The organism is Mycolicibacter virginiensis, assembly GCF_022374935.2.
GTDB lineage: Bacteria > Actinomycetota > Actinomycetes > Mycobacteriales > Mycobacteriaceae > Mycobacterium > Mycobacterium virginiense.
In genome coordinates this window covers 629380-648371 of the sequence record NZ_CP092430.2, presented here as the reverse complement: position 1 = coordinate 648371, position 18992 = coordinate 629380, and the positions used below count along the sequence as shown (strand labels likewise).

22 protein-coding genes are annotated in these 18992 nt (G+C 67.7%); 12 read left to right on the top strand and 10 right to left on the bottom strand.

Annotated elements, in window-relative coordinates; translation table 11 throughout:
* Positions 1 to 47: 47 nt before the first annotated feature.
* The 8 genes from MJO54_RS03160 (at position 48) to MJO54_RS03125 (ending at position 5893) form a co-directional block, all read left to right on the top strand.
* Complete coding sequence (locus MJO54_RS03160; protein ID WP_046283234.1) at positions 48 to 1325, top strand: inorganic phosphate transporter; 1278 nt, start codon at positions 48 to 50, stop codon at positions 1323 to 1325.
* Entirely contained in the window at positions 1322 to 1621 is a 300-nt protein-coding gene (locus tag MJO54_RS03155) for a hypothetical protein (RefSeq protein WP_046283233.1), read from the top strand. The genes MJO54_RS03160 and MJO54_RS03155 overlap by 4 nt, the downstream gene beginning before the upstream one ends.
* A 43-nt stretch (positions 1622 to 1664) precedes the next feature.
* Positions 1665 to 2870 (top strand): inorganic phosphate transporter, encoded by a 1206-nt coding sequence (locus tag MJO54_RS03150; protein ID WP_240175634.1) that lies wholly within the window; start codon positions 1665 to 1667, stop codon positions 2868 to 2870.
* A 5-nt stretch (positions 2871 to 2875) separates the two neighbouring features.
* Entirely contained in the window at positions 2876 to 3166 is a 291-nt protein-coding gene (locus MJO54_RS03145; RefSeq protein WP_046283270.1) for a hypothetical protein, read from the top strand.
* A 58-nt stretch (positions 3167 to 3224) separates the two neighbouring features.
* The gene (locus MJO54_RS03140; protein WP_046283231.1) at positions 3225 to 3527 is read left to right on the top strand and encodes a DUF3349 domain-containing protein; all 303 of its coding nucleotides are present in this window, start codon (positions 3225 to 3227) and stop codon (positions 3525 to 3527) included.
* Positions 3528 to 3577: 50 nt separating this feature from the next.
* Positions 3578 to 4666, top strand: a complete 1089-nt coding sequence (gene menE / locus MJO54_RS03135) for an o-succinylbenzoate--CoA ligase (RefSeq protein ID WP_434085439.1) — start codon at positions 3578 to 3580, stop codon at positions 4664 to 4666.
* Between the two features lie 87 nt (positions 4667 to 4753).
* On the top strand, positions 4754 to 5182 hold the full coding sequence (locus tag MJO54_RS03130) for a hypothetical protein (RefSeq protein ID WP_046283229.1): 429 nt from the start codon (positions 4754 to 4756) through the stop codon (positions 5180 to 5182).
* A 12-nt stretch (positions 5183 to 5194) separates the two neighbouring features.
* Entirely contained in the window at positions 5195 to 5893 is a 699-nt protein-coding gene (locus tag MJO54_RS03125; RefSeq protein ID WP_240175633.1) for a TetR/AcrR family transcriptional regulator, read from the top strand.
* 20 nt (positions 5894 to 5913) lie between these two features.
* On the opposite strand, the gene MJO54_RS03120 is transcribed toward MJO54_RS03125, so the two are convergent.
* Complete coding sequence (locus MJO54_RS03120; RefSeq protein ID WP_240175632.1) at positions 5914 to 7791, bottom strand: DUF7159 family protein; 1878 nt, start codon at positions 7789 to 7791, stop codon at positions 5914 to 5916.
* Between the two features lie 117 nt (positions 7792 to 7908).
* Here MJO54_RS03120 and MJO54_RS03115 point away from each other — a divergent pair, with 117 nt between their 5' ends.
* A complete protein-coding gene (locus MJO54_RS03115) occupies positions 7909 to 9381 on the top strand; it encodes a DUF7937 domain-containing protein (protein ID WP_065152664.1) in 1473 nt (490 codons plus the stop codon).
* A gap of 142 nt (positions 9382 to 9523) precedes the next feature.
* On the top strand, positions 9524 to 10243 hold the full coding sequence (locus MJO54_RS03110) for a cutinase family protein (protein WP_165604548.1): 720 nt from the start codon (positions 9524 to 9526) through the stop codon (positions 10241 to 10243).
* A gap of 15 nt (positions 10244 to 10258) precedes the next feature.
* On the opposite strand, the gene MJO54_RS03105 is transcribed toward MJO54_RS03110, so the two are convergent.
* Positions 10259 to 11035, bottom strand: coding sequence for an S-methyl-5'-thioadenosine phosphorylase (locus tag MJO54_RS03105; RefSeq protein WP_240175942.1), 777 nt, complete (start codon positions 11033 to 11035; stop codon positions 10259 to 10261).
* A gap of 117 nt (positions 11036 to 11152) precedes the next feature.
* On the opposite strand from MJO54_RS03105, the gene MJO54_RS03100 reads away from it, so the two are divergent.
* Positions 11153 to 12025 (top strand): 1,4-dihydroxy-2-naphthoate polyprenyltransferase, encoded by an 873-nt coding sequence (locus tag MJO54_RS03100; protein ID WP_240175631.1) that lies wholly within the window; start codon positions 11153 to 11155, stop codon positions 12023 to 12025.
* Between the two features lie 11 nt (positions 12026 to 12036).
* Here the strand turns inward: MJO54_RS03100 and MJO54_RS03095 are convergent, their stop codons facing one another.
* The 3 genes from MJO54_RS03095 to MJO54_RS03085 all read right to left on the bottom strand — a co-directional run bounded on the left by MJO54_RS03095 (position 12037) and on the right by MJO54_RS03085 (position 13285).
* Positions 12037 to 12603 (bottom strand): Clp protease N-terminal domain-containing protein, encoded by a 567-nt coding sequence (locus tag MJO54_RS03095; RefSeq protein ID WP_240175630.1) that lies wholly within the window; start codon positions 12601 to 12603, stop codon positions 12037 to 12039.
* Positions 12604 to 12606: 3 nt separating this feature from the next.
* Complete coding sequence (locus tag MJO54_RS03090) at positions 12607 to 12834, bottom strand: helix-turn-helix domain-containing protein (protein WP_046283267.1); 228 nt, start codon at positions 12832 to 12834, stop codon at positions 12607 to 12609.
* A 148-nt stretch (positions 12835 to 12982) separates the two neighbouring features.
* Positions 12983 to 13285 (bottom strand): DUF4229 domain-containing protein, encoded by a 303-nt coding sequence (locus MJO54_RS03085; protein WP_046283223.1) that lies wholly within the window; start codon positions 13283 to 13285, stop codon positions 12983 to 12985.
* A 70-nt stretch (positions 13286 to 13355) separates the two neighbouring features.
* Between MJO54_RS03085 and MJO54_RS03080 the strand changes: the two genes are divergently transcribed.
* Positions 13356 to 13505, top strand: coding sequence for a hypothetical protein (locus MJO54_RS03080; protein ID WP_105294679.1), 150 nt, complete (start codon positions 13356 to 13358; stop codon positions 13503 to 13505).
* A 28-nt stretch (positions 13506 to 13533) separates the two neighbouring features.
* Here the strand turns inward: MJO54_RS03080 and MJO54_RS03075 are convergent, their stop codons facing one another.
* From MJO54_RS03075 to MJO54_RS03055, 5 genes are all read right to left on the bottom strand, one after another.
* Positions 13534 to 14868: a MinD/ParA family ATP-binding protein gene (locus tag MJO54_RS03075; RefSeq protein WP_046283222.1), complete on the bottom strand. Its 1335-nt coding sequence runs from the start codon at positions 14866 to 14868 to the stop codon at positions 13534 to 13536.
* Between the two features lie 91 nt (positions 14869 to 14959).
* A complete protein-coding gene (gene ccsB / locus MJO54_RS03070; RefSeq protein ID WP_046283221.1) occupies positions 14960 to 15937 on the bottom strand; it encodes a c-type cytochrome biogenesis protein CcsB in 978 nt (325 codons plus the stop codon).
* Complete coding sequence (locus MJO54_RS03065) at positions 15938 to 17617, bottom strand: cytochrome c biogenesis protein ResB (protein WP_275564489.1); 1680 nt, start codon at positions 17615 to 17617, stop codon at positions 15938 to 15940.
* A complete protein-coding gene (locus tag MJO54_RS03060) occupies positions 17617 to 18396 on the bottom strand; it encodes a cytochrome c biogenesis CcdA family protein (protein WP_046283220.1) in 780 nt (259 codons plus the stop codon). The genes MJO54_RS03065 and MJO54_RS03060 overlap by 1 nt, the downstream gene beginning before the upstream one ends.
* The gene (locus MJO54_RS03055) at positions 18393 to 18992 is read right to left on the bottom strand and encodes a TlpA disulfide reductase family protein (protein WP_046283219.1); all 600 of its coding nucleotides are present in this window, start codon (positions 18990 to 18992) and stop codon (positions 18393 to 18395) included. The genes MJO54_RS03060 and MJO54_RS03055 overlap by 4 nt, the downstream gene beginning before the upstream one ends.

Genomic DNA, 18992 nt, shown 5'->3' with positions numbered 1-18992 from the left:
AGACAACCGCCCCATCGAGGCCTCAGAATCAGTGCCGTGATGCTCTCGTGAGCCTTGATCTGTTCCTCTTAATCATCGTGGTGATCACGGCTTTGGCCTTCGACTTCACCAACGGATTCCACGACACCGGCAACGCAATGGCGACCTCGATCGCAAGCGGTGCGCTCAAGCCCAAGGCCGCGGTCACCATGTCGGCCTGCCTGAACCTGATCGGCGCCTTCCTGTCGACCGCCGTCGCCGCAACCATCGCCAAGGGCCTGGTCGACGCCCATCTGGTGACCCTCGAGATCGTCTTCGCCGGACTGGTCGGCGGCATCGTGTGGAACCTGCTCACCTGGCTGCTCGGTATCCCGTCGAGCTCCTCGCACGCCTTGATCGGCGGCATCGTGGGAGCGATGATCGCCGCGGTCGGCGGGCACGGGGTGATCTGGCACGGGGTGGTCTCCAAGGTTCTGGTCCCGGCCGTGGTCGCCACCGTGATCGCCACGGTGATCGCCTCCGTGGGCACCTGGCTGGTCTACCGCATCACCCGCGGTGTCGACGAGAAGCAGTCCGAGAAGGTGTTCCGGCACGGTCAGATCGGCTCGGCCGCGCTGGTGTCACTGGCACATGGCACCAACGACGCGCAGAAGACCATGGGCGTGATCTTCCTCGCGCTGATGTCCTACGGCGCGGTGAGCACGTCGGCCACGCTGCCGCCGCTGTGGGTGATCGTGAGCTGCGCGCTGGCCATGTCGGCGGGCACCTACACCGGTGGCTGGCGGATCATCCGCACCCTGGGCAAGGGCCTGGTCGAGATCAAGCCACCGCAGGGCATGGCCGCCGAATCCTCGGCAGCCGCGGTGATCCTGCTCTCCAGCCACTTCGGTTACTCACTGTCGACCACCCAGGTCGCCACCGGGTCGGTGCTGGGCAGCGGCGTCGGCAAGCCGGGCGCGCAGGTGCGCTGGAGTGTCGCCGGACGGATGGTTGCCGCTTGGCTGGTGACGCTGCCGATGGCCGGCGGGGTCGGCTCGGGCGCCTACGGCCTGGTCCACGGTATCGGCGGCTACCCCGGCATCACCATCGGTGTGGTCCTGCTGATCACCACGGTCCTGGCGATCTGGCTGCGGTCGCGCCGGGCCCGCATCGACCACAACAATGTCAACGCCGAATGGGACGGCACCCTCACCGGCGGTCTCGACGCCCCCGGCGTGCAACCCGAAGAAGCGGGCCGCGAAGTCGAGAACGCCCTCCGATCGGCCTTCCAGACCGGCCATGACGGAGCCAAGCTGACCGTCGTCCCCACCGACGACCCCAATTCACGTGAGGTCATCCGGTCATGAGTCAGTGGTTCAACCTCGCAGCGACGTGCAAAATCCTGGTCTTCGGGCTGCTGGTGGGTGGGTTGTTGCCGGCCCTGTTCGCGGTCGGGGTCCGGGTCAACGTGGCAGGTAACGGCGTTCCCGCGGTCACCGGCACCGCCGCTACCGATGGCGGGCGCCGGCCGCTGCTGCTCGCCGTCAGCTGGGCGATCTTCCTGGTAGTGCTGGCCGTGGCGGTCGTCGGCGTGCTCTTCATCGCCCGCGACTTCCTGGGGCACCACCTGGGCTGGTACCTGCTGGGCGCCAAGCCCGCCTAACCCGGTTCGACAAGTCAGGCGTGCGGCTGCAAAAATCCGCACGGTGACCTTGGAGCTGTTCCTGTTGATCACGGTCGTGATCACCGCCCTGGCTTTCGACTTCACCAACGGCTTCCATGACACCGGCAACGCTGTCGCCACCGGGATCGCCAGCGGTGCGCTCAAGCCGAAGACCGCGGTAACGCTCTGTGCCACCCTCAACCTCGTTGGGGCGTTCATGTCGACCCAAGTGGCGGCCACGGTGGCCAAGGATCTGGTGGTCACCAACCTGGTAACCCTGGAAGTCATGTTCGCCGGCTTGGTCGGCGGCATCGTCTGGAACCTGACCACCTGGTTGTTCGGCATTCCGTCGAGCTCCTCACACGCCCTGATCGGAGGCGTGGTGGGGGCCATGCTGGCCGCGGCCGGCACGGCAGGGGTGCGCTGGCCCGGGGTGGTCTCGAAGGTGCTGGTGCCGACGGTGATCGCTGTGCTCGCCGCGACCTTGGTTGCCACCGTCGGAACCTGGCTGGTCTACCGCCTGACGCGGGGAGTCCCCCATGGGCGCACCCTGCGAGACTTCCGGCGGGGCCAGGTTTTCTCCGCCGCCCTGATGTCACTGGCGCACGGCACCAACGATGCACAGAAGACCATGGGCGTGATCTTCCTCGCACTGATCTCCTACGGCGCGGCCTCCAAGACCGACGTCACGCCGCCGCTGTGGGTGATCGTGTCGTGTGCGGTGGCGATGGCCGCCGGCACCTATTTCGGCGGATGGCGAGTCATCCGCACCCTGGGCAAGGGGCTCGTCGAAATCGAATCCCCCCAAGGTATGGCCGCCGAATCATCCTCGGCGGCCATCATTTTGCTGTCCAGTCACTTCGGCTACTCGCTGTCGACCACCCAGGTGGTGACGGGATCGGTGTTGGGTTCGGGCCTGGGGAAGCCCGGGGCCAATGTGCGCTGGGGTGTTGCCCGCCGGATGGCGACCGCTTGGGTGATCACCCTGCCGCTGGCCGGGGCCATCGGCGCGGGCACCTACCACCTGATCCACCGCATCGGCGGCTACCCCGGCACCATCACCGGACTGACGTTGCTGGTGGGTGTCTCCGCGCTCATCTGGCTGCAGTCCCGCAAGGTCCCGGTCGACCACACCAATGTCACCGCCGATTGGGGTGCACATATGACCGATGGCCTGGAAGTGATTGCACCGCAACCCACTACCCCTGCTCCGTCCCGCGAGATCGGCACGGAGGGGGGCGGTGCGTGAACACCGTGAGCACCTGGTTCGACTACGTGGCCACCGCCAAGATTCTGATCTTCGGCCTGCTGGTCGGTACCGCGCTGCCGGCCTTGTTCGCCATCGGGGTGCGCTTGGGTGCCGCAGCCGATGGACCGACTGAGCACCGCCGGGGATTGACCCTGCTGCGGTGGATGATCTTCGCGCTCTTGCTCACCGTGGTGCTGGCCGGCGTGCTGTTCATCGCCCGCGACTTCATCGAGCACCGCATCGGCTGGCAGTGGGATGACTGGGGTCATTGGGACGAGGTGTTTGGCCTTGAATAGACGTAATATTGCAGCTGACATGTTCCTTCCGGTGTCGGCGCGGGGAAGTTGACGCAGCATGAACAAATTTCTCACCTCGATCGTCGCCTGGCTGCGCGCCGGGTATCCCGATGGTGTGCCACAGAACGACTACGTCCCGCTGTTGGCGCTGCTGTCGCGACGCCTGACCAACGATGAGGTCAAAGACGTCGCCCGTGAACTGATCGGCCGCGGCGAGTTCGACCGCATCGACATCGGGGTACTGATCGCCCGCTTGACCAACGAACTGCCCGCTCCGGAGGACATCGAACGGGTGCGAGAGCGGTTGGCGGCAAAGGGCTGGTTGCTAGACGACGCCCCCACCAACGGAGGAAACCCATAGCACGCCTGCGGGCGCTGGACATCCCACCCGGTGATGCCCTCTCCACCGTCCTGCCCGCCTTGCAGGGCGTCTTGGACGGCCATGACGCCGCGTTCACGCCGGCAGGCCCCGACACCGACCCTGCTGTCCTGGCCTCGCTGCGGGTGGGTGATCCCATCGGCGATGACATCGCGCTGGTGGTGGCGACGTCGGGAACCACTGGAGTGCCCAAAGGCGCTCTGCTGACCGGGACCTCACTCGTGGCCAGCGCCACGGCCACCCATGACCGGTTGGGCGGGCCGGGCAGCTGGCTGCTGGCGCTGCCCCCGCACCATATCGCCGGAATCCAGGTCCTGGTGCGCAGCCTGGTGTCCGGCACCGCGCCCGTGCAGCTTGATGTCGCAACGGGTTTCGATATCACGCGGTTGCCCGCGGCGGTGGCAGCGCTCGGTTCCGGTCGGCGCTACACCTCGCTGGTCGCCACCCAATTGGCCAAGGCGCTGACCGTTCCCGAGGCCGCGGCCGCACTGGCCGAGTTGGACGCGGTGTTGTTGGGCGGAGGTCCGGCGCCGCAACCGATTCTGGACGCGGCAGGCGCCGCTGGAGTGCGGGTGGTGCGCACGTACGGTATGAGCGAGACTGCCGGCGGTTGTGTCTATGACGGGGAGCCGTTGCCGGGCGTCCGGCTACGCATCGGAGACGACGGACGGATCGCGATCGGCGGCCCGACCCTGGCGCAGGGTTACCGCAATCCTGTCGATCCGGACCCATTCGCCGAGCCAGGCTGGTTCATTACTAATGACCTTGGCGCCCTTGATCACTCGGGCCTACTGACCGTGCTGGGCCGTGCCGACGACGCGATCAGCACCGGCGGATTGACGGTTCTACCCGGTCCGGTGGAAGCGGTGTTGTCGACGCATCCCGCTGTGGCCGAATGCGCGGTGTTCGGGATCGACGACGACCGGCTGGGGCAGCGTGTCGTCGCCGCGATCGTCGTCACCGGCGCGACGCCCCCGACGCTGGAGTCGTTACGCGCCCACGTCGCGAAGTCGCTGGACAGCACGGCAGCGCCACGCGAGGTACATGTCGTGGCTGAACTCCCCCGCCGCGGAATCGGCAAGCTTGACCGAAAAGCACTGGCGCAACGGTTTTCCGCCTAGGGTATTGCGCTTACTTAGACCGCTGGTCTAATTTATAGACCGGTGGTCTAATCGCTTCGCCACTGCTGGCGGAAGGGGACGCAAACCATGCACACACCCACCACATCCGCGCAGCGCACGCGCTCCTTCGCGCGCGTCCTGGGGCCGTTCATCGCCGTGGTTCCCGCCATCATCGCGTTCAGAGCCGGAAGTATCGGAAACCTGCTGTCGAGTTTCTCGACCGACCCGATGTGGCCGTGGACGCTGGGCGCACTGCTGTTCGGCGGCGGGCTGTTCATCATTGCGTTTCACCAATATTGGCGCGGCATCGCCGCGGTGATCATTTCGCTGTTCGGGTGGTTCCTATTGCTTCGGGGATTCGTCTTGCTCGCCGCACCGCAGTTGATCGTCAAGGGAGCCGAAGCCGCCACCGACACATCAAGCGGGGCCATCGGTGCGGTGCGGGCCGGCTTCGGGCTGCTTTCACTGTGCGGCGTCTACCTGACCTACGTCGGATGGCTGAAGAAGTCCGACTGATTCAATACCGTCATGCGCCGTGCCGTGAAACCCCGGGAGATCCGGCGAGCCGAGCTGCTCGACCAGGCACTGGCCCTGTTTCTCGAACGTGGCTATGACAAGGTCAGTCTCAACGAACTTCTGGCCGTGACCGGCGTTCCGAAAGGCGCTTTCTACCACTACTTTCCGTCCAAAGACGCGCTGGTCATCGCACTGGCTGAACGCAGCGCCGATGCAGCGTTGGAGGCACTGCGTCCGGTCTTCGGCCAGCCGGGCACGAACGCCCTGGAACGCCTCAATCGCGGGCTGGCGGCCAGTTACGACGTCAAGATGGCGATGGGGGCTGGCGAACAGATCGCGGCGATGACGGCGCTTTTCGCGCCGCCCAATCGCGCTCTGTTCGCCAAGATCGTGGAAACGTGGGAGGACCGGTTCAGACCGGTGCTGACCAAGCTCATCAGCGACGGGGTCGACGAAGGTGTGTTCGACACCTTCGATCCCGAAGGGATCGGCGACATGATTCAGGGTTTCGCCGCCAGCTTGCGCAGGAACGTCATGCGGGTGCTCGATGCGCCTGACGCGAAGGCGCGTCGACAGGCCATCGATGACTGCGTGAAACGAATCAAACTGCACGGCATCGCGACGGACCGAATCCTCGGCTTGCCTGATGGGTCAACGGTTGTGCTGGACCGGAAACAAGTAGAGGCGATGGTCGCGCGCATCACGCTGTGACGTGTGCGAGAGCCGCGGGATCAGTCTCCGCCGCCAGACCCGCCACCCGATCCGCCACCAGAGCCACCACCGGACCCGCCGGACCCGCCGCTCGAGCCACCGCCCGACCCACCAGACCCGCCGCTCGACCCGCCACTTGAGCCCCCGCTCGACCCGCCGGACCCACCACCCGATCCACCAGACCCGCCGCTCGATCCGCCACTTGAGCCTCCGCTCGACCCGCCGCCGGAACTGCCGGCAGAACCGCCGCTCGACCCGCCGCCGGAACTGCCCCCGGCGTCACCGCTCGAACCCGAGGAGCTGGACCCGCCGGAACTGCCGGCAGAACCGCTGGAACTGCCACCGGAACCGGAGGAAGCGCCTCCAGAGCCGCTGCTCCCGGAACCTCCGGAATCACCGCCAGATCCGCCCGAACCGCCAGATCCGACACCGCCAGATCCACCCGCCTCGCTGCCGGAGCCGCCCGAACTGGGTCCACCCGAGTCAGTGCCCGCCCCGGTACCACCCGAACCGCTCTCGTCGGATCCTCCAGAGGTGCCGCCGGGCCCGCCGGAGTGGCCACCCGATCCGCTATCGCCGGAACCGCCCGGATTACTGCCGGAGCCACCGGTACTGCCGTCGCCCGCGCCGGTGCCGCCCGAGTGCCCACCACCGGAGTCGCTGCCACCGGAATGGCCACCGGAGGAACCGTTATCGCCGGAACCAACACCACCCGAACCAGTGCCATCCGAACCCGTGCCACCGGAGCCATTGCCGTCTGTGCCGCCGGTTCCCGTGCCACCCGAACCGGCATCGCCGCCGGAATGACTGCCGCCGCTGTGATCACGACCCGATCCGCTACCGCCGCTACCACTGCCACCCGACCCGGGCAGCCAACCACCGCCACCACCAACAGGTCCGGTGATGATCGGGATCGGAATCGGAAACGGAATCACCGCGGGCGGTGCGGGCGCGGGCGCCGCCGGAGGAGCCGGAAGAACCGGCGCCGGAGCAACGATGGCCGGTGCCGGGTTTGCCGGTGCTACAACAGGATTAGGGTCGGGGACCTGCACAGCGGGCAGCCGCGCCGGCTTCGGGGCGGGCAGTACCGGCATGAAGTTGCCGGGCACCGGCTGGGCCTGCGGCGGCTGCGCCACCACCGGTGGCTGCGACGGCGTGGATGCGGCCGTCGGGCGAATGCCGATCGTCACGGCGACGGCCAACGCCGCGCACCCGGCCACCAGAATCCCCCCGACCGAACTGCCTACCAGCAGCGCCCGTCCCACCGGCGGCGGTGGCGCAGCCCGCTCGTCGGCTTCGGCGCCGTCTCCCCCGTATTCGGAGCCGTAGGCGTCGTAGCCCTCGTAGCTTTCATAGTCGCCCTCGGCGTCGGCGTACTCCACCGGCAGCAGTTCGGAGTCATCGTCAGTCATCGAGTACGCGAGCTGCTGTTCCTGTTGTTCTGACTGTTCGCCCTCAACCGCCGGGGCCAGCGCCGTGGCCGTTCCGTCTGGGGCGCCCACGTCCGCCAGTACCGGCGCAGCCATCGTCGCATCGGCGGCCGGAGCAGGCAGCCACGTCGTCTCGCCGTCCTCGCCCGAGGCGTTGCGCGCCAACGCCACTGCCGAGCGCGCCTGGGGCTGCTCGGAAACGTTTTCGACTCCCGCATCCTCAAGGGCGCGGCGAACCTCCGCCAGCAAGTCCGAGTCCGACCAGCACAGGCGGGTAGCGGCCAGCCGGTGGCCCTCGTCGGCCAACATGCGGTGGGTTCCGGTCACCGTCTCGATCAGGGTTTCGACCGGATTGCGCGTCAGGTCGAGCATGGATTCGTCGAGCACGGCATCGCCGTAGGCGTCCGATTCGACGAGCGCCAAGCGGGCAAGCGCGCCGGTAACCGACACTCCGAGCGCGACATCCATTGCGCGTCTCCTTCCGCGGCCACTCGATTAGCCAGTCTAGCCGCGCGGATCGACCATCGAGCGGTTCGATCTTCGCAGTTCAATGGCGTATGCCCCTCCCGCGGTTATGGTGAGCAGGTGATCGCCGAGTCGACCAGAGGCTGGAATATCGGCCGCGATGCGACCGCTGCGGCACTGCTGCTCGCGGCGCCGGCGTTGCCGTGGAGCCTGTACTTCGGTGCCGGCATTCCGGCCGGCAAGCCCGGACTGTTCGTCGCGCTGGCTGTGGCCACCGTGCTCGCGCTGACAGCGATCGCCGCGACCTACGTGGGGCCCTGGGGAATCTTGCGTGTACCCAACAATCACGCCGTCGCGGGACGGCTGCGGCTGCTGCTCTGTGCGCCGTATCTGGTGTTGCTGCTCGGTGTGGTGGCCGCCGACGTGGTGCAGACCGTCCGCTACGGCGGAAGCCCCCGGCCCCCGGGCGGCGTCGGGCCGGGCGCGTTGGCGGGCGCCGCAGGAGCGTTACTGGCTGCGCAGCCGGTGCTCGCCGGGCCGGTGCGGCTGTGGCGGCGCACGGTCCGGACGCTCGGCTACGCAGCGATCGTCGGTGCCACGTTGAGTGTGCTGTTCAACCTGTACTGGCGGGTGCGCTACGCCCTGCCGGAGGCCCACTCCACAACCGGATTCGGCCGCCAACAAGTCGCGATCATTGCGACCGCGCTGGTCTATGGAGCGGTTGCGTGGGCCACCGTAGTCGTCGCTTCGAGGTGGGTTCTGCAGCGCGACAAAGCGTCCCAGCTCGCTGTCGTGCTGCTCGGCGGGGCCGCTCTGGTCGCCGGGATCCTGGTGTGGGTGCTGCCGATCGGCCGCGACATCGACGGCTTTCACGGCATCGCGCAGAACACCTCCACGGCCGGAGTCGGCTTCGAGGGCTATCTGGTGTGGGTGGGCGCCGCGGCACTGTTGGCGGTGGCGGCAGCGCGCGACGCCTCGGCGACGACGTGGCTGGGGGCCACCCGGAAGACGTTGTTGCTCATCGCGATCTGGAGTCTGGGGTCGGCGCTCATGCGCGTCGTCGATCTCAGCGTCGCGGTCGGCCTAGACCTGCCGTATTCGCCCTACGACAGCGCGGCGATGGCCTCCTTCGACGTGGTGGCTGCGGTCATCGCGATCTGGCTACGGCTCAACCTGGGCAATAGCTCGGTGCCGGCGGCGGCCATCTGGTCGGTGAGCGCCATCCTGTTCGGTTTCACGATCGCCCGGGTCCTGGTGGGTGTCGGTCTGGCTCCACGACTCGCGGAAGCCCAGCGCGCCAACGCATGGGCCAACCCGGTGTACGGCAACGGACTCGCGCAGCAGATCACCAGCACGTTCGACGTGGTGCTGTGTGGCCTTGCGCTGTGCGGCCTGGTGGTGGCAATCGTCGTCGGACGCTTGACGGTGCCGACCGACGACCGCCCCAAGCCCGGCGAGCCCGGCACACCACGCATCTTCCGGTCCACGGACTCTTCCACCGTCGCTCCCGCGGGCGGACCGAAGATCTATCGGGGAAGCGACGATTCGGCCGCGAACGGCGAAGTCGTTCAGGGCAGCTCGAACGGTAACTGAGTCCCTTCCAGCGGCGAGCACAAATACGGCTGCACCTAGGCGTTTATCGGGCGCCGACGAGGGGTAGCCGAAACTGCGTTTCTGCTCTTGAGCCCGGGTTGGGTGAACGATACGAATGAGGGTCACGATGTACATCACTGCAATGGCTGCAACAACAGCACGGCGAATCACCCGGTACCTGGCAACAGCGATGGCGCTGGGCGGCGCAGCACTGCTGTCCCCCAGCGCCCCGCCCGCCTCGGCGCAGCCCTGTCCCGACGTGGAGGTGGTGTTCGCGCGCGGCACCGGTGAGCCACCCGGCGTCGGCGGCATCGGTCAATCCTTTGTCGATGCGCTGCACGCCAAGGTGGGTGCGCGCTCCTTCGAGGTCTATCCGGTCAACTACGCCGCCAGCAACGATTTCGGCGGCGGGGTCGACTTCGCCCGCACCGTCGTCGACGGCATCCGCGACGCCGGCACGCACATCGAGAACACCGCCGCGAACTGCCCCAACACCCGAATCGTGCTGGGTGGCTTCTCGCAAGGTGCGGCGCTGGCCGGCTACACCACCTCGGCCGAGATCCCCAAGGAAGTTCCCGCCGACTACCTCGCCTACATCCCCAAGCCGATGCCGTCGTCGGTGGCCGACCACGTTGCCGCAGTCGTATTGTTCGGCACGCCTTCGGCGGAGTTCCTCCAGCCGAACGGTGCGCCACCGGTGCGGATCGGTCCGCGGTATGCGTCCAAGGCCTTGGAGCTGTGCGCCGACGGCGACACCATCTGCAACGGCGCCCCGGCCGGCGGACCGCCCTTTGCACACGCCTCGTACGGCGTCAACGGCATGACCGAGCAGGGCGCCGAGTACGCGGCCGCCCACCTTTGAGCGCGCTACGTCGATTCAGGGCAGCTCGAACGGCAACTGAATGCCTTCGTGCGGCAGGCAGTGCGTACAGGTGCGCTCTTCATCGACCCGCTCGATGGCGTCGTGCACCAGCTTCTTGAACGGTTCGATGTTCTTCTGGAACTCCGCGAACACATCGACGGCCTTCACACCACTGCCGACGTCGACGCCTGCGTCCAAGTCGGTGACCAGAGCTACTGCGGCATAACACATTTCCAGTTCACGAGCCAACACCGCTTCGGGATATCCGGTCATGTTGATCAGTCGGAATCCCGCCGCGGCGAACCATTGGCTCTCGGCGCGAGTGGAGAACCGCGGGCCCTGGATCACCACCATGGTTCCGCCGTCGACCACGTCGGGCAGGCCTGTCACCGCGGTCCGCAGCGTCGAGCAGTACGGGTCGGCGAACTCGACGTGCACGCCGCCGTCATCGAAGTAGGTGTCGGCGCGGCCCCGGGTGCGGTCGACCAGCTGATCGGGCACCACTACCGAGCCGGGGGGCAATTCCGGGGTCAGGCTGCCGACTGCACAGGGCGCGAGGATCCGTCGCACCCCCAGCGCCCGCAACGCCCACATGTTGGCCCGATAGGGCACGGTGTGGGCCGAGTACTCGTGGGCGGCGCCGTGCCGCGGTAGAAATGCCACGTCGTGGCCGCCGACGGAACCGACGGTGATCTCGGCACTGGGCGCCCCGTAGGGGGTGTCGCAACTGACGCGGCGCGCATCGTCACCGAAGAACGAGTAGAAACCGCTACCGCCGATCACGCCCAACATCTCGCGCCGCTTCCTCCTCATCGCTTCGTCCCCCTCGCCGCTGCGCGGCTCGGGGTACCCCCACTGCATCGTCAGCGCCGGGCAACTTCTGCTCCTCCCGCATGCAAGGATCGTGCGGTGGCCAGCTTCGCACAGTGGATAGAGGGGGCTCGTCCCCGCACCCTGCCCAACGCGATCGCTCCGGTGATCGCCGGAACCGGCGCGGCAGCATGGCTGGGCGCCGCGGTGTGGTGGAAGGCGCTGCTGGCGCTGACCGTCGCGGTGGCGCTGATCATCGGGGTGAATTACGCCAATGACTACTCCGACGGCATCCGTGGCACCGACGACGACCGGACCGGCCCGGTGCGCCTGGTGGGTGCCCGCCTGGCAAGCCCGCGCGCGGTGCTCACGGCAGCGATCGCCGCGCTGTCGGTCGGAGCGCTGGCCGGTTTGGCCCTGGCCCTGGTCAGCGCGCCGTGGCTGCTGGTGGTGGGAGCGGCCTGCATCGCCGGCGCCTGGCTGTACACCGGCGGGTCCAAGCCCTATGGCTACGCCGGCTTCGGCGAGATCGCGGTGTTCGTGTTCTTCGGTCTCGTCGCGGTGCTGGGCACCCAGTACACCCAGGCCCTGCGGGTGGACTGGGTCGGCGGCGCGCTGGCGGTAGGCGTCGGCGCATTGTCGTCGGCGGTGCTGGTGGCCAACAATCTGCGCGACATCGCCACCGACAAGCCGGCCGGCAAGATCACCCTGGCGGTACGCCTCGGCGATCCCCGCACTCGGGTGCTGTTTCAGCTGTTGGTGGCGCTGGCCGGGGTGCTGACGCTGGCCCTGATGCGGGCCACCCCATGGTGCGCGGTCGGGTTCATCGCCACGCCGCTGGCGTTGCGGGCCGCGGCCCCGGTGCGCTCCGGGCTCGGTGGCGCCGCACTGATTCCGGTGCTGCGCGACACCGGGATGACCATGCTGGTGTGGGCGATCGCGGAGGCCTTGGCGTTGACTCTGGGCCAATAGGTCGATAGTCGCTAGGCCGCCCGTTCCAGCAGCGTGCTGACCGCGGCTGTCAGCGTTGCCGGATCGGCAGACTCGGTAACTATGTCCATCACGACCGGATCGGCATCACGCAAGATGCCCAACATGATGTGCTCGCAGCAGATCGTTTTGCCCTTGCGCGCCACCGCCTCTCGCAAAGCGAGCTGCAGCGTCGTCTTGGCGGCCCGGGTGAAGGCCAGACGCCCTCGACGACGGCTACCGCGGCCTGTTCGCTGTACCGCACAGTCAAAGGCCTCTGCACCGAAGGTGTCCGCCACGGCATCACGGACAGCACGCAGGTCGATCCCCAGGAGCCGCAGCACGTCCGCATCGGCGTCGAACGACTCGCTGGTTTCCATCGCTTCTGCCAGTCGTGTCCGCACCCCATCAATAGTCAGCCCGTAGCCCCCCAGCGTCGCCGACAGATCCCCCTCGGCGGTCTGGAGCACCCCGAGAAGTAGATGCTGTGGCCCGATGTCGTCGGCGTGAAAGCCCCGCGCATCTCGCTGAGCTTGTATGACCGCGGCCCGGGCATCGCGGCTGAACCGCTCAAAGACCATGGCTCATTTCCTCCGGTTGTACTTCTGATGCACGGCCTGACGGCTCACCCCGAGTGCCTCGGCGATTGCCTGCCAACTCCAGCCCTGCTCGCGAGCATTGGCCACATGGATGGCCTCCAACCGCTCCTGCAGCCGCTGCAAGGCACGCACGCCACGCAGGCCGACGGCCGGGTCCGCACTGGTCGCCGCATCCGTAGCGGAAACCAAGGAGGCGTCCGGCGGCTCATTCATGATGTCAAGGTAACTTGACACTCCGCGTCTGTCAACAAACATTGACACGACCGAGGCCTTGCCGTTGACTCTGCGCTGAGGGCGGGGGCTACTCGCACTTCTTCGCCGTACACGCAGAGTCAACCCCGAAGGGGTCAACGACGGGCGGTTACTCCCCGCGCAGCCGGGCCTGCAGTTTCTCGCGTTCCTGGCGGCGGCGCTCGCCGGCGACGGTCAAGCTCTCGGTAGCGCGCTTACGCAGCGGCGTGAACAGCCACATGCCCAACGGCAGCGCGACGATCAGCGCCAGCATCGCCGCGATGATCGGCGGGAAATCGCTGAGTCCAAGCAGCCGGCCCACTCCGTAGATCACCCCCGTCAGCACAACCACCAGCGCCAGCCGCGCCGCGGTGTACACCGCTACATCGAGTACCGCACGGCCCAACGGGGCCCGACCTGTCGCCACGGTCATCAAGCCTACTGGCGGGCTGGACCGGCGCGAACGACGCTAACGGTATATTCGGCGCCAGGAGGTGTCGCGAGTGCTCTACCTGCTCCTCGTCCTGACTCTGGGAACGCTGCTGTACCTCAGCCTGCGTGCCATTCGTGCCCGGCCGAAGACGCGCGTGATCGGACCGGATGATGACCCGGAGTTCTTGTGGCGGATCAGCCACGGCGACAACCAGCCCTAAGGCTGCCATTTCCGAACCAGGCCCCGATCTAGACGAAGTGCTGGTTGAACCGGTCGTCGCCGGGGAACGCCTCGGCAACCACCGCAGCCAGCTCGACGAGCGCCTCGCGGGTCTCGCGCTTGAGCCGCATCAGGTCGATCTCCGCGCCTTCTTCCAGGTGCGGATCGAACGGCACCAACCGCACGGCGCGGCAGCGCCGGGAGAAGTGGTCGACCACCTTCTGCATGTCGACCTTGCCCGAGCGTGGCCGCACCGCATTGATCACCGCGATCGAGTTGCGCACCAGGTCCTCGTGGCCGTGCGCGTCGAGCCAGTCCAAAGTCGCCGAGGCGCTGCGGGCGCCATCAACTGACCCCGAACTCACCACGATCATGGTGTCGGCCTTGGCGAGCACCGCTGACATGGCGGAGTGCATCAGGCCGGTGCCACAGTCGGTGAGTACGAGGCTGTAGAACCGCTCCAAGACCTGCAGCGTGCTGGCGTAGTCCTCGGCGCTGAACGCTTCCGAGACCGCCGGGTCACTGTCGGAGGCCAGCACCTCCAGGCGGCTGGGGCCCTGGTTGGTGTAGCTGCGGACATCGCTGTAGCGCTGGATGCCGTCAGCGTCGCGCAGCAGATGCCGCACCGTCGCCGAGGTCTCCATCGGCACCTTCTGGTTCAGCGTGCCGCGGTCGGGGTTGGCGTCCACGGCCACCACCCGGTCACCTCGGATGGAGGCGAACGTGGCCCCCAGGGTCGCGGTGATGGTGGTCTTGCCGACCCCGCCCTTCAGCGACAGCACCGCGATCCGGTGGCAGCCCTGCAGCGGCCGGTTCACCTGCACCACCAAGTCGTTGAAGCGGATGGTGCGCGGGCTCTCGCCGACGTTGATCAGCTGGCCGGACAGCACGTAGAGCAGGCGACGCCAGCCCGACGTTGGCGGCGGCTTGACCTGTCGCAACAGCGACGTGGTGGACAGATCCGAGAACGGGGCGATGGGCTCAGAGGCGCGATACGGCGCCTGACCGGAGCCAGCGCCGGCGCTGCCGCCGAAATACACCGGAGCGGGGTTATCCATCGGCTGCGGAACCCAGGTGGTCGATGCACCTGCGTTCCAGGACTGCTGCCCAGACGGGGTCTCCGCAGGCGCCGGCGGCCATGGGTCGACCGGTTCGGAGAACCGGCGCTCGGTGCGGAAACCGCCGAAGGAGCGGGTCTCCTCACCTTCGGGTCGCTGGTTGAACGACCCGGTGGCCCCGGACTCCGAGGCGTCCGCGGGGGCCTCAGCCGCCTCGCCGACGTGCTGCAGCGGCCGGAACTGGGTGGTCGGATGATCCGTCACGTCATGGCTCGCAGTGACATCACCGGGTGCATGGTCGGACACTTGTATCTCCCCTGTCACACTGGTTAGGACGTCAATGGACGTCGGTAACCGCAGGGTAGCGCAGCTGTCATAAAGGAATCTGTCAGCTGGATTAGCCGACTCCGGCATACGAGTGCAGGCCGACGGTCACCAGGTTGACGAAAAACAGGTTGAAGATCATCGCCGCGAACCCCACAACGTTGATCCACGCCGCCTTGTAATCGCGCCACCCGGCCGTCGACCTGGCGTGGAGATACGCGGCGTAGACGACCCAGGCGATGAACGAAACCGTCTCCTTGGGATCCCAGCCCCAGTAGCGGCCCCAGGCCCCCTCGGCCCAGATCGCGCCGAAGATCACACCGAAACCGAACACCGGGAACGCGAAGATCGTGGTCCGGTAGGCGATGCGGTCCAACGTTTGCGCGTCGGGCAGCCGGCGCACCAGGCGCGCCAGGGCCCCCGGGGCGTCGGGGTCACTCAGGCGCGACGAGCGGATGAGAAACAGGATGCTAGCCACCCCGGCCACCAGGAACACCCCGGAGCCGATGCTGACCACCGATACGTGGATCGGCAGCCAGTAGGACTGCAGCGCGGGCATGACCGGCGCGGCGGTGGCGTAGAGCCAGCGCCCGGAAACCGTCAGCAGGATCAGCACCGGCAGCAGCACGAACACCCACAGGCTGCGGTGTTGTGGCCGGCGCAGCGCGACGGCGGAAGCCACCAGCCCGGAGAAGCAGGTCAGGTTGATGAACTCGTACATGTTGCCCCACGGCGGGCGCAGGGTGGCAGCGCCGCGGAACACGATGCAGGCCAGCAAAAGAGCGATGCCCAAATAGACCAGGGCCAGGCCGGCGCGGCCCACCCGCTCACCCAGGGGTCGTCGCTGCGCGGGGACCACGACGCCCGGCGTGGCACTGTCGGAGCGCACACCGCCGGCGGAAACCAGCTCGCTCTCGGCAGCCGTGCGGGCCCGGCTGGAGGCCAGTTCGACGGCCAGCAACAGCAGCGCGATGACCAGCACGATCATCGCTGAGGTGAACGCCCAGTCGGAGTAGCGCGCCAGCCCGATGTCGATATGACTCGTATTCACCTACGTCTCCTTGCCGAAGAGCTTCGTGCTCAATCGCTCGAACTCGTCACCCCAGCCGGAGTTGTCGGTGCGAGCCAGCCCGCCCAGCTCGACGTTCACCGTACCGGCCTGTCCCGTCGACCCGGTCGGGGGCGATGAGCGCGCGCCAGCGCGCGAAGAGAGACCCGGCCGCACGGACTCCGTTGGCGTGATCCGGATCCAGATCCGGCGGCGACGCACCACCAGTGACACCACCAGTCCCGCCATCATCGTCATCGCGAACACCAGCACCCAGACCTCGGCCGGATCGTGCGACACCTGGATGTTGACGAACGGCACCGCCCCGTCGAAGCGCACCTTCGTGCCGTCATCGAGGCTGAGCTGTTCGCCGGCCTTCAGGTTGGACCGGGCCACCTTGGTCAGCCGGCCCTGGTCGATCAACCGGGAGTCCAGCGTGAACAGGCTTTGCGGCCGGCCGGTGTCGAGCCCGGTGTCGCCGCGGTAGACGTCGATCGCCACCGCGGGATCGTTCATCGCGGGGAACGCCGACGACAGCAGCCGGTTGTCGAGCTGTTCGGTCGGAGCGAACAGGCCCTGGATGCCGATCTGGTGCTTGCGGCGCTCGCTGGCATCGGGGTAGACACCGGCCGGGGGGTCGATGCGGATCGCGCCCGACGACAACAGGGTCAGTGGGTTGTCGGGGCGGAACTGCACCGTCTGGGTGCGGGTCTGGCCATCCGGGAAGGTCACCGTGAAGGTGGGCGCGTAGCCGTGCCCCTGCAGGTACGCCCGCACGCCGCCGACCCGCAGCGGATGGTTGACCTCCAGCAGGTAGGGCCGCCACTCATTGGTGCGCAGGTCCTCGCCGGCCTGGTAGTCGATATGCGCGGTGAAAGAGGTCGCCAGACCGGAGACCAGGTAGTCGGCGGTGAAGTCGTTCACCCGCACGCACAGCGGGTGCAGCTTGGTCCCGTCGACGGTGGCGCCGGCCCGGAACGAGTCGAACGCGGCCGGCGACGCCGAGCAGAAGCCGGGTCCGCCGTCGGCAATGACCATCACGTTGCCCTCGTAGCCGAACATGCGTCCGAGGGCGACGGCGGCCAGCAGCCCCAGCAGCGCGAAATGAAAGAGCAGATTGCCGAATTCGCGCAGATAGCCCTTCTCCGCCGACACCTCGACGACGCCGTTTTCGGTACGGGTGATCCGACGCCAGCCGCGCAACTCTGCGGCCATCCGGGCGCCGAGTTCTTCGGCGTCACCGGACAATTGGGTTTGCGCGTGTTTGGGCAGCCGAGACAGGTTGCGTGGCGCGGCGACCGGGGTGGCGCGCAGGTTGCGCAGATGCTCGAAGGTCCGCGGGGTCAGGCATCCGATCAGCGACACACACAGCAGCACATAGATGGCGGTGAACCAGAAGCTGGAGAAGACGTCAAAAGCCTCCAGCCGGTTCAGCCAGGGACCCAGGACCGGATGCAACGCCAGGTACTCGTCGACTTTGGCGGCGTTGAGACTGCGCTGCGGCAGCAGTGCCCCGGGGATGGCGGCCAGTGCGAGCAGCACCAGCAGCACCAGCGCGGTGCCCATCGAGGTCAGCGCCCGCCAGGTGTTGCGGGTCTTGCCGGCGAGCAGACGCAAAGTCCCCCCAAAGCGCGCCTTTTGGGGCCGTTTTGGGTTTGTCGGCGGTGCAGAGGTGGTGGTCATCAGATCGGCAGCCTGACATCAGAGACCAGGCCGTCGCGAACCGCGGCCACGAAGTGGTCCCACGCACCGGTGACCAGGGCGAGCCCGACCGCGATCAGCAATACCCCACCGAGGACCTGGATCGCCCGGGTGTGCCGTCGCAGCCAACCCAGCCCGGCCACCGCGCTGGCCGATCCGAACGCCAGCGCCACGAACGGGATGCCCAGGCCCAGGCAGTAGGCGATCACCAGCACCACGCCCCGGGCCACCCCCGCGCCGTCGGTGGTCGAGGCGACCGCGATCACCCCGGTCAGGGTCGGCCCCAGGCAAGGTGTCCAGCCGAGTGCGAACACCGCGCCCAGCAGCGGCGCCCCGAACACGGTGGACAACTGCTGGGGCGTGAAGCGGAGTTGGCGCTGCAGTGCGGGAACGAACCCGATGAACACCAAGCCCATCAGAATCGTCACCGCGCCGCCGATCCGTTGCAGCAGAACCTGATTGGTGATCAACGTGGTGGTCATGCCCAACACGGCCACCGAGCCCAGCAGGAACACCGCGGTGAACCCGGCGACGAACAGCGCCGCCGACCCCGCGACGCGCCACCTGGCGCCCGGCGGGGGCTCGAGTGCACCGGCCCGTGGAGCTTCATCGACACCCACCACCGCAGCCAGGTAGGACAGGTAGCCCGGCACCAACGGCACCACGCACGGCGAGGCGAACGACACCAGCCCGGCTAAGGCCGACACGGCGACGGCCAACAGCAGCGGGCCGGTGGTGGCGGTGGTGGTGAAGCCGCTCACGGTGCGGCCTCGGTGCTTTCGGCAGCCAGCCGCTGCACGACGGGCTGCAGGTCTTCGGCGAGCACTTCACGCAGGAACACCGCCGCGACCCGGTGCTGCCGGTCGAGCACCATGGTCGCCGGGATCACCGACGAGGGATAGCGACCGCCGAACGCGATCATGGTGCGCATCGCCGGGTCGTAGATCGAGGGATAGGTGATGCGGCGGTCGGAAATGAAGTCGCGGGAGGCCTGCGGCTCGGGGTCGCGGACGTCGATGCCCAGGAACGCCACACCCTGGGCGCGGGTGTCGTCGTAAACCTTTTGCAGTTGGCTGATTTCGGTACGGCAGGGTCCGCACCACTGCCCCCACACATTGACGACGACGACCTTGCCGCTGAAGTCGTCGACGCTGATGGTGCGCGACGGGTCCATCAGGTCGGGCCCGGAGATCGGGCCGGGCCGGCCGCGGGTCTCGGGGGGGTCGTAGAAGATGTCGGTCTTGCCGCCGGGCGAGACGAACTCGAAGGTGCCGCCGTGGGTGACGGCGTCGTCGCCGACCGAGCAGCCCGAGATCAGCGCGGCCAGCACTGCCCCGACGATCAGCACTGCCCGCAT

Excerpts from the sequence above, each read along its gene's own strand:
- MJO54_RS03155 (WP_046283233.1), top strand. The coding sequence starts at position 1,322 with ATGAGTCAGTGGTTCAACCTCGCAGCGACGTGCAAAATCCTGGTCTTC.
- MJO54_RS03140 (WP_046283231.1), top strand. The coding sequence starts at position 3,225 with ATGAACAAATTTCTCACCTCGATCGTCGCCTGGCTGCGCGCCGGGTAT.
- MJO54_RS03130 (WP_046283229.1), top strand. The coding sequence starts at position 4,754 with ATGCACACACCCACCACATCCGCGCAGCGCACGCGCTCCTTCGCGCGC.
- MJO54_RS03125 (WP_240175633.1), top strand. The coding sequence starts at position 5,195 with ATGCGCCGTGCCGTGAAACCCCGGGAGATCCGGCGAGCCGAGCTGCTC.
- MJO54_RS03120 (WP_240175632.1), bottom strand. The coding sequence starts at position 7,791 with ATGGATGTCGCGCTCGGAGTGTCGGTTACCGGCGCGCTTGCCCGCTTG.
- MJO54_RS03110 (WP_165604548.1), top strand. The coding sequence starts at position 9,524 with ATGGCTGCAACAACAGCACGGCGAATCACCCGGTACCTGGCAACAGCG.
- MJO54_RS03105 (WP_240175942.1), bottom strand. The coding sequence starts at position 11,035 with ATGTTGGGCGTGATCGGCGGTAGCGGTTTCTACTCGTTCTTCGGTGAC.
- MJO54_RS03095 (WP_240175630.1), bottom strand. The coding sequence starts at position 12,603 with ATGGTCTTTGAGCGGTTCAGCCGCGATGCCCGGGCCGCGGTCATACAA.
- MJO54_RS03090 (WP_046283267.1), bottom strand. The coding sequence starts at position 12,834 with ATGAATGAGCCGCCGGACGCCTCCTTGGTTTCCGCTACGGATGCGGCG.
- MJO54_RS03085 (WP_046283223.1), bottom strand. The coding sequence starts at position 13,285 with ATGACCGTGGCGACAGGTCGGGCCCCGTTGGGCCGTGCGGTACTCGAT.
- MJO54_RS03065 (WP_275564489.1), bottom strand. The coding sequence starts at position 17,617 with ATGACCACCACCTCTGCACCGCCGACAAACCCAAAACGGCCCCAAAAG.
- MJO54_RS03055 (WP_046283219.1), bottom strand. The coding sequence starts at position 18,992 with ATGCGGGCAGTGCTGATCGTCGGGGCAGTGCTGGCCGCGCTGATCTCG.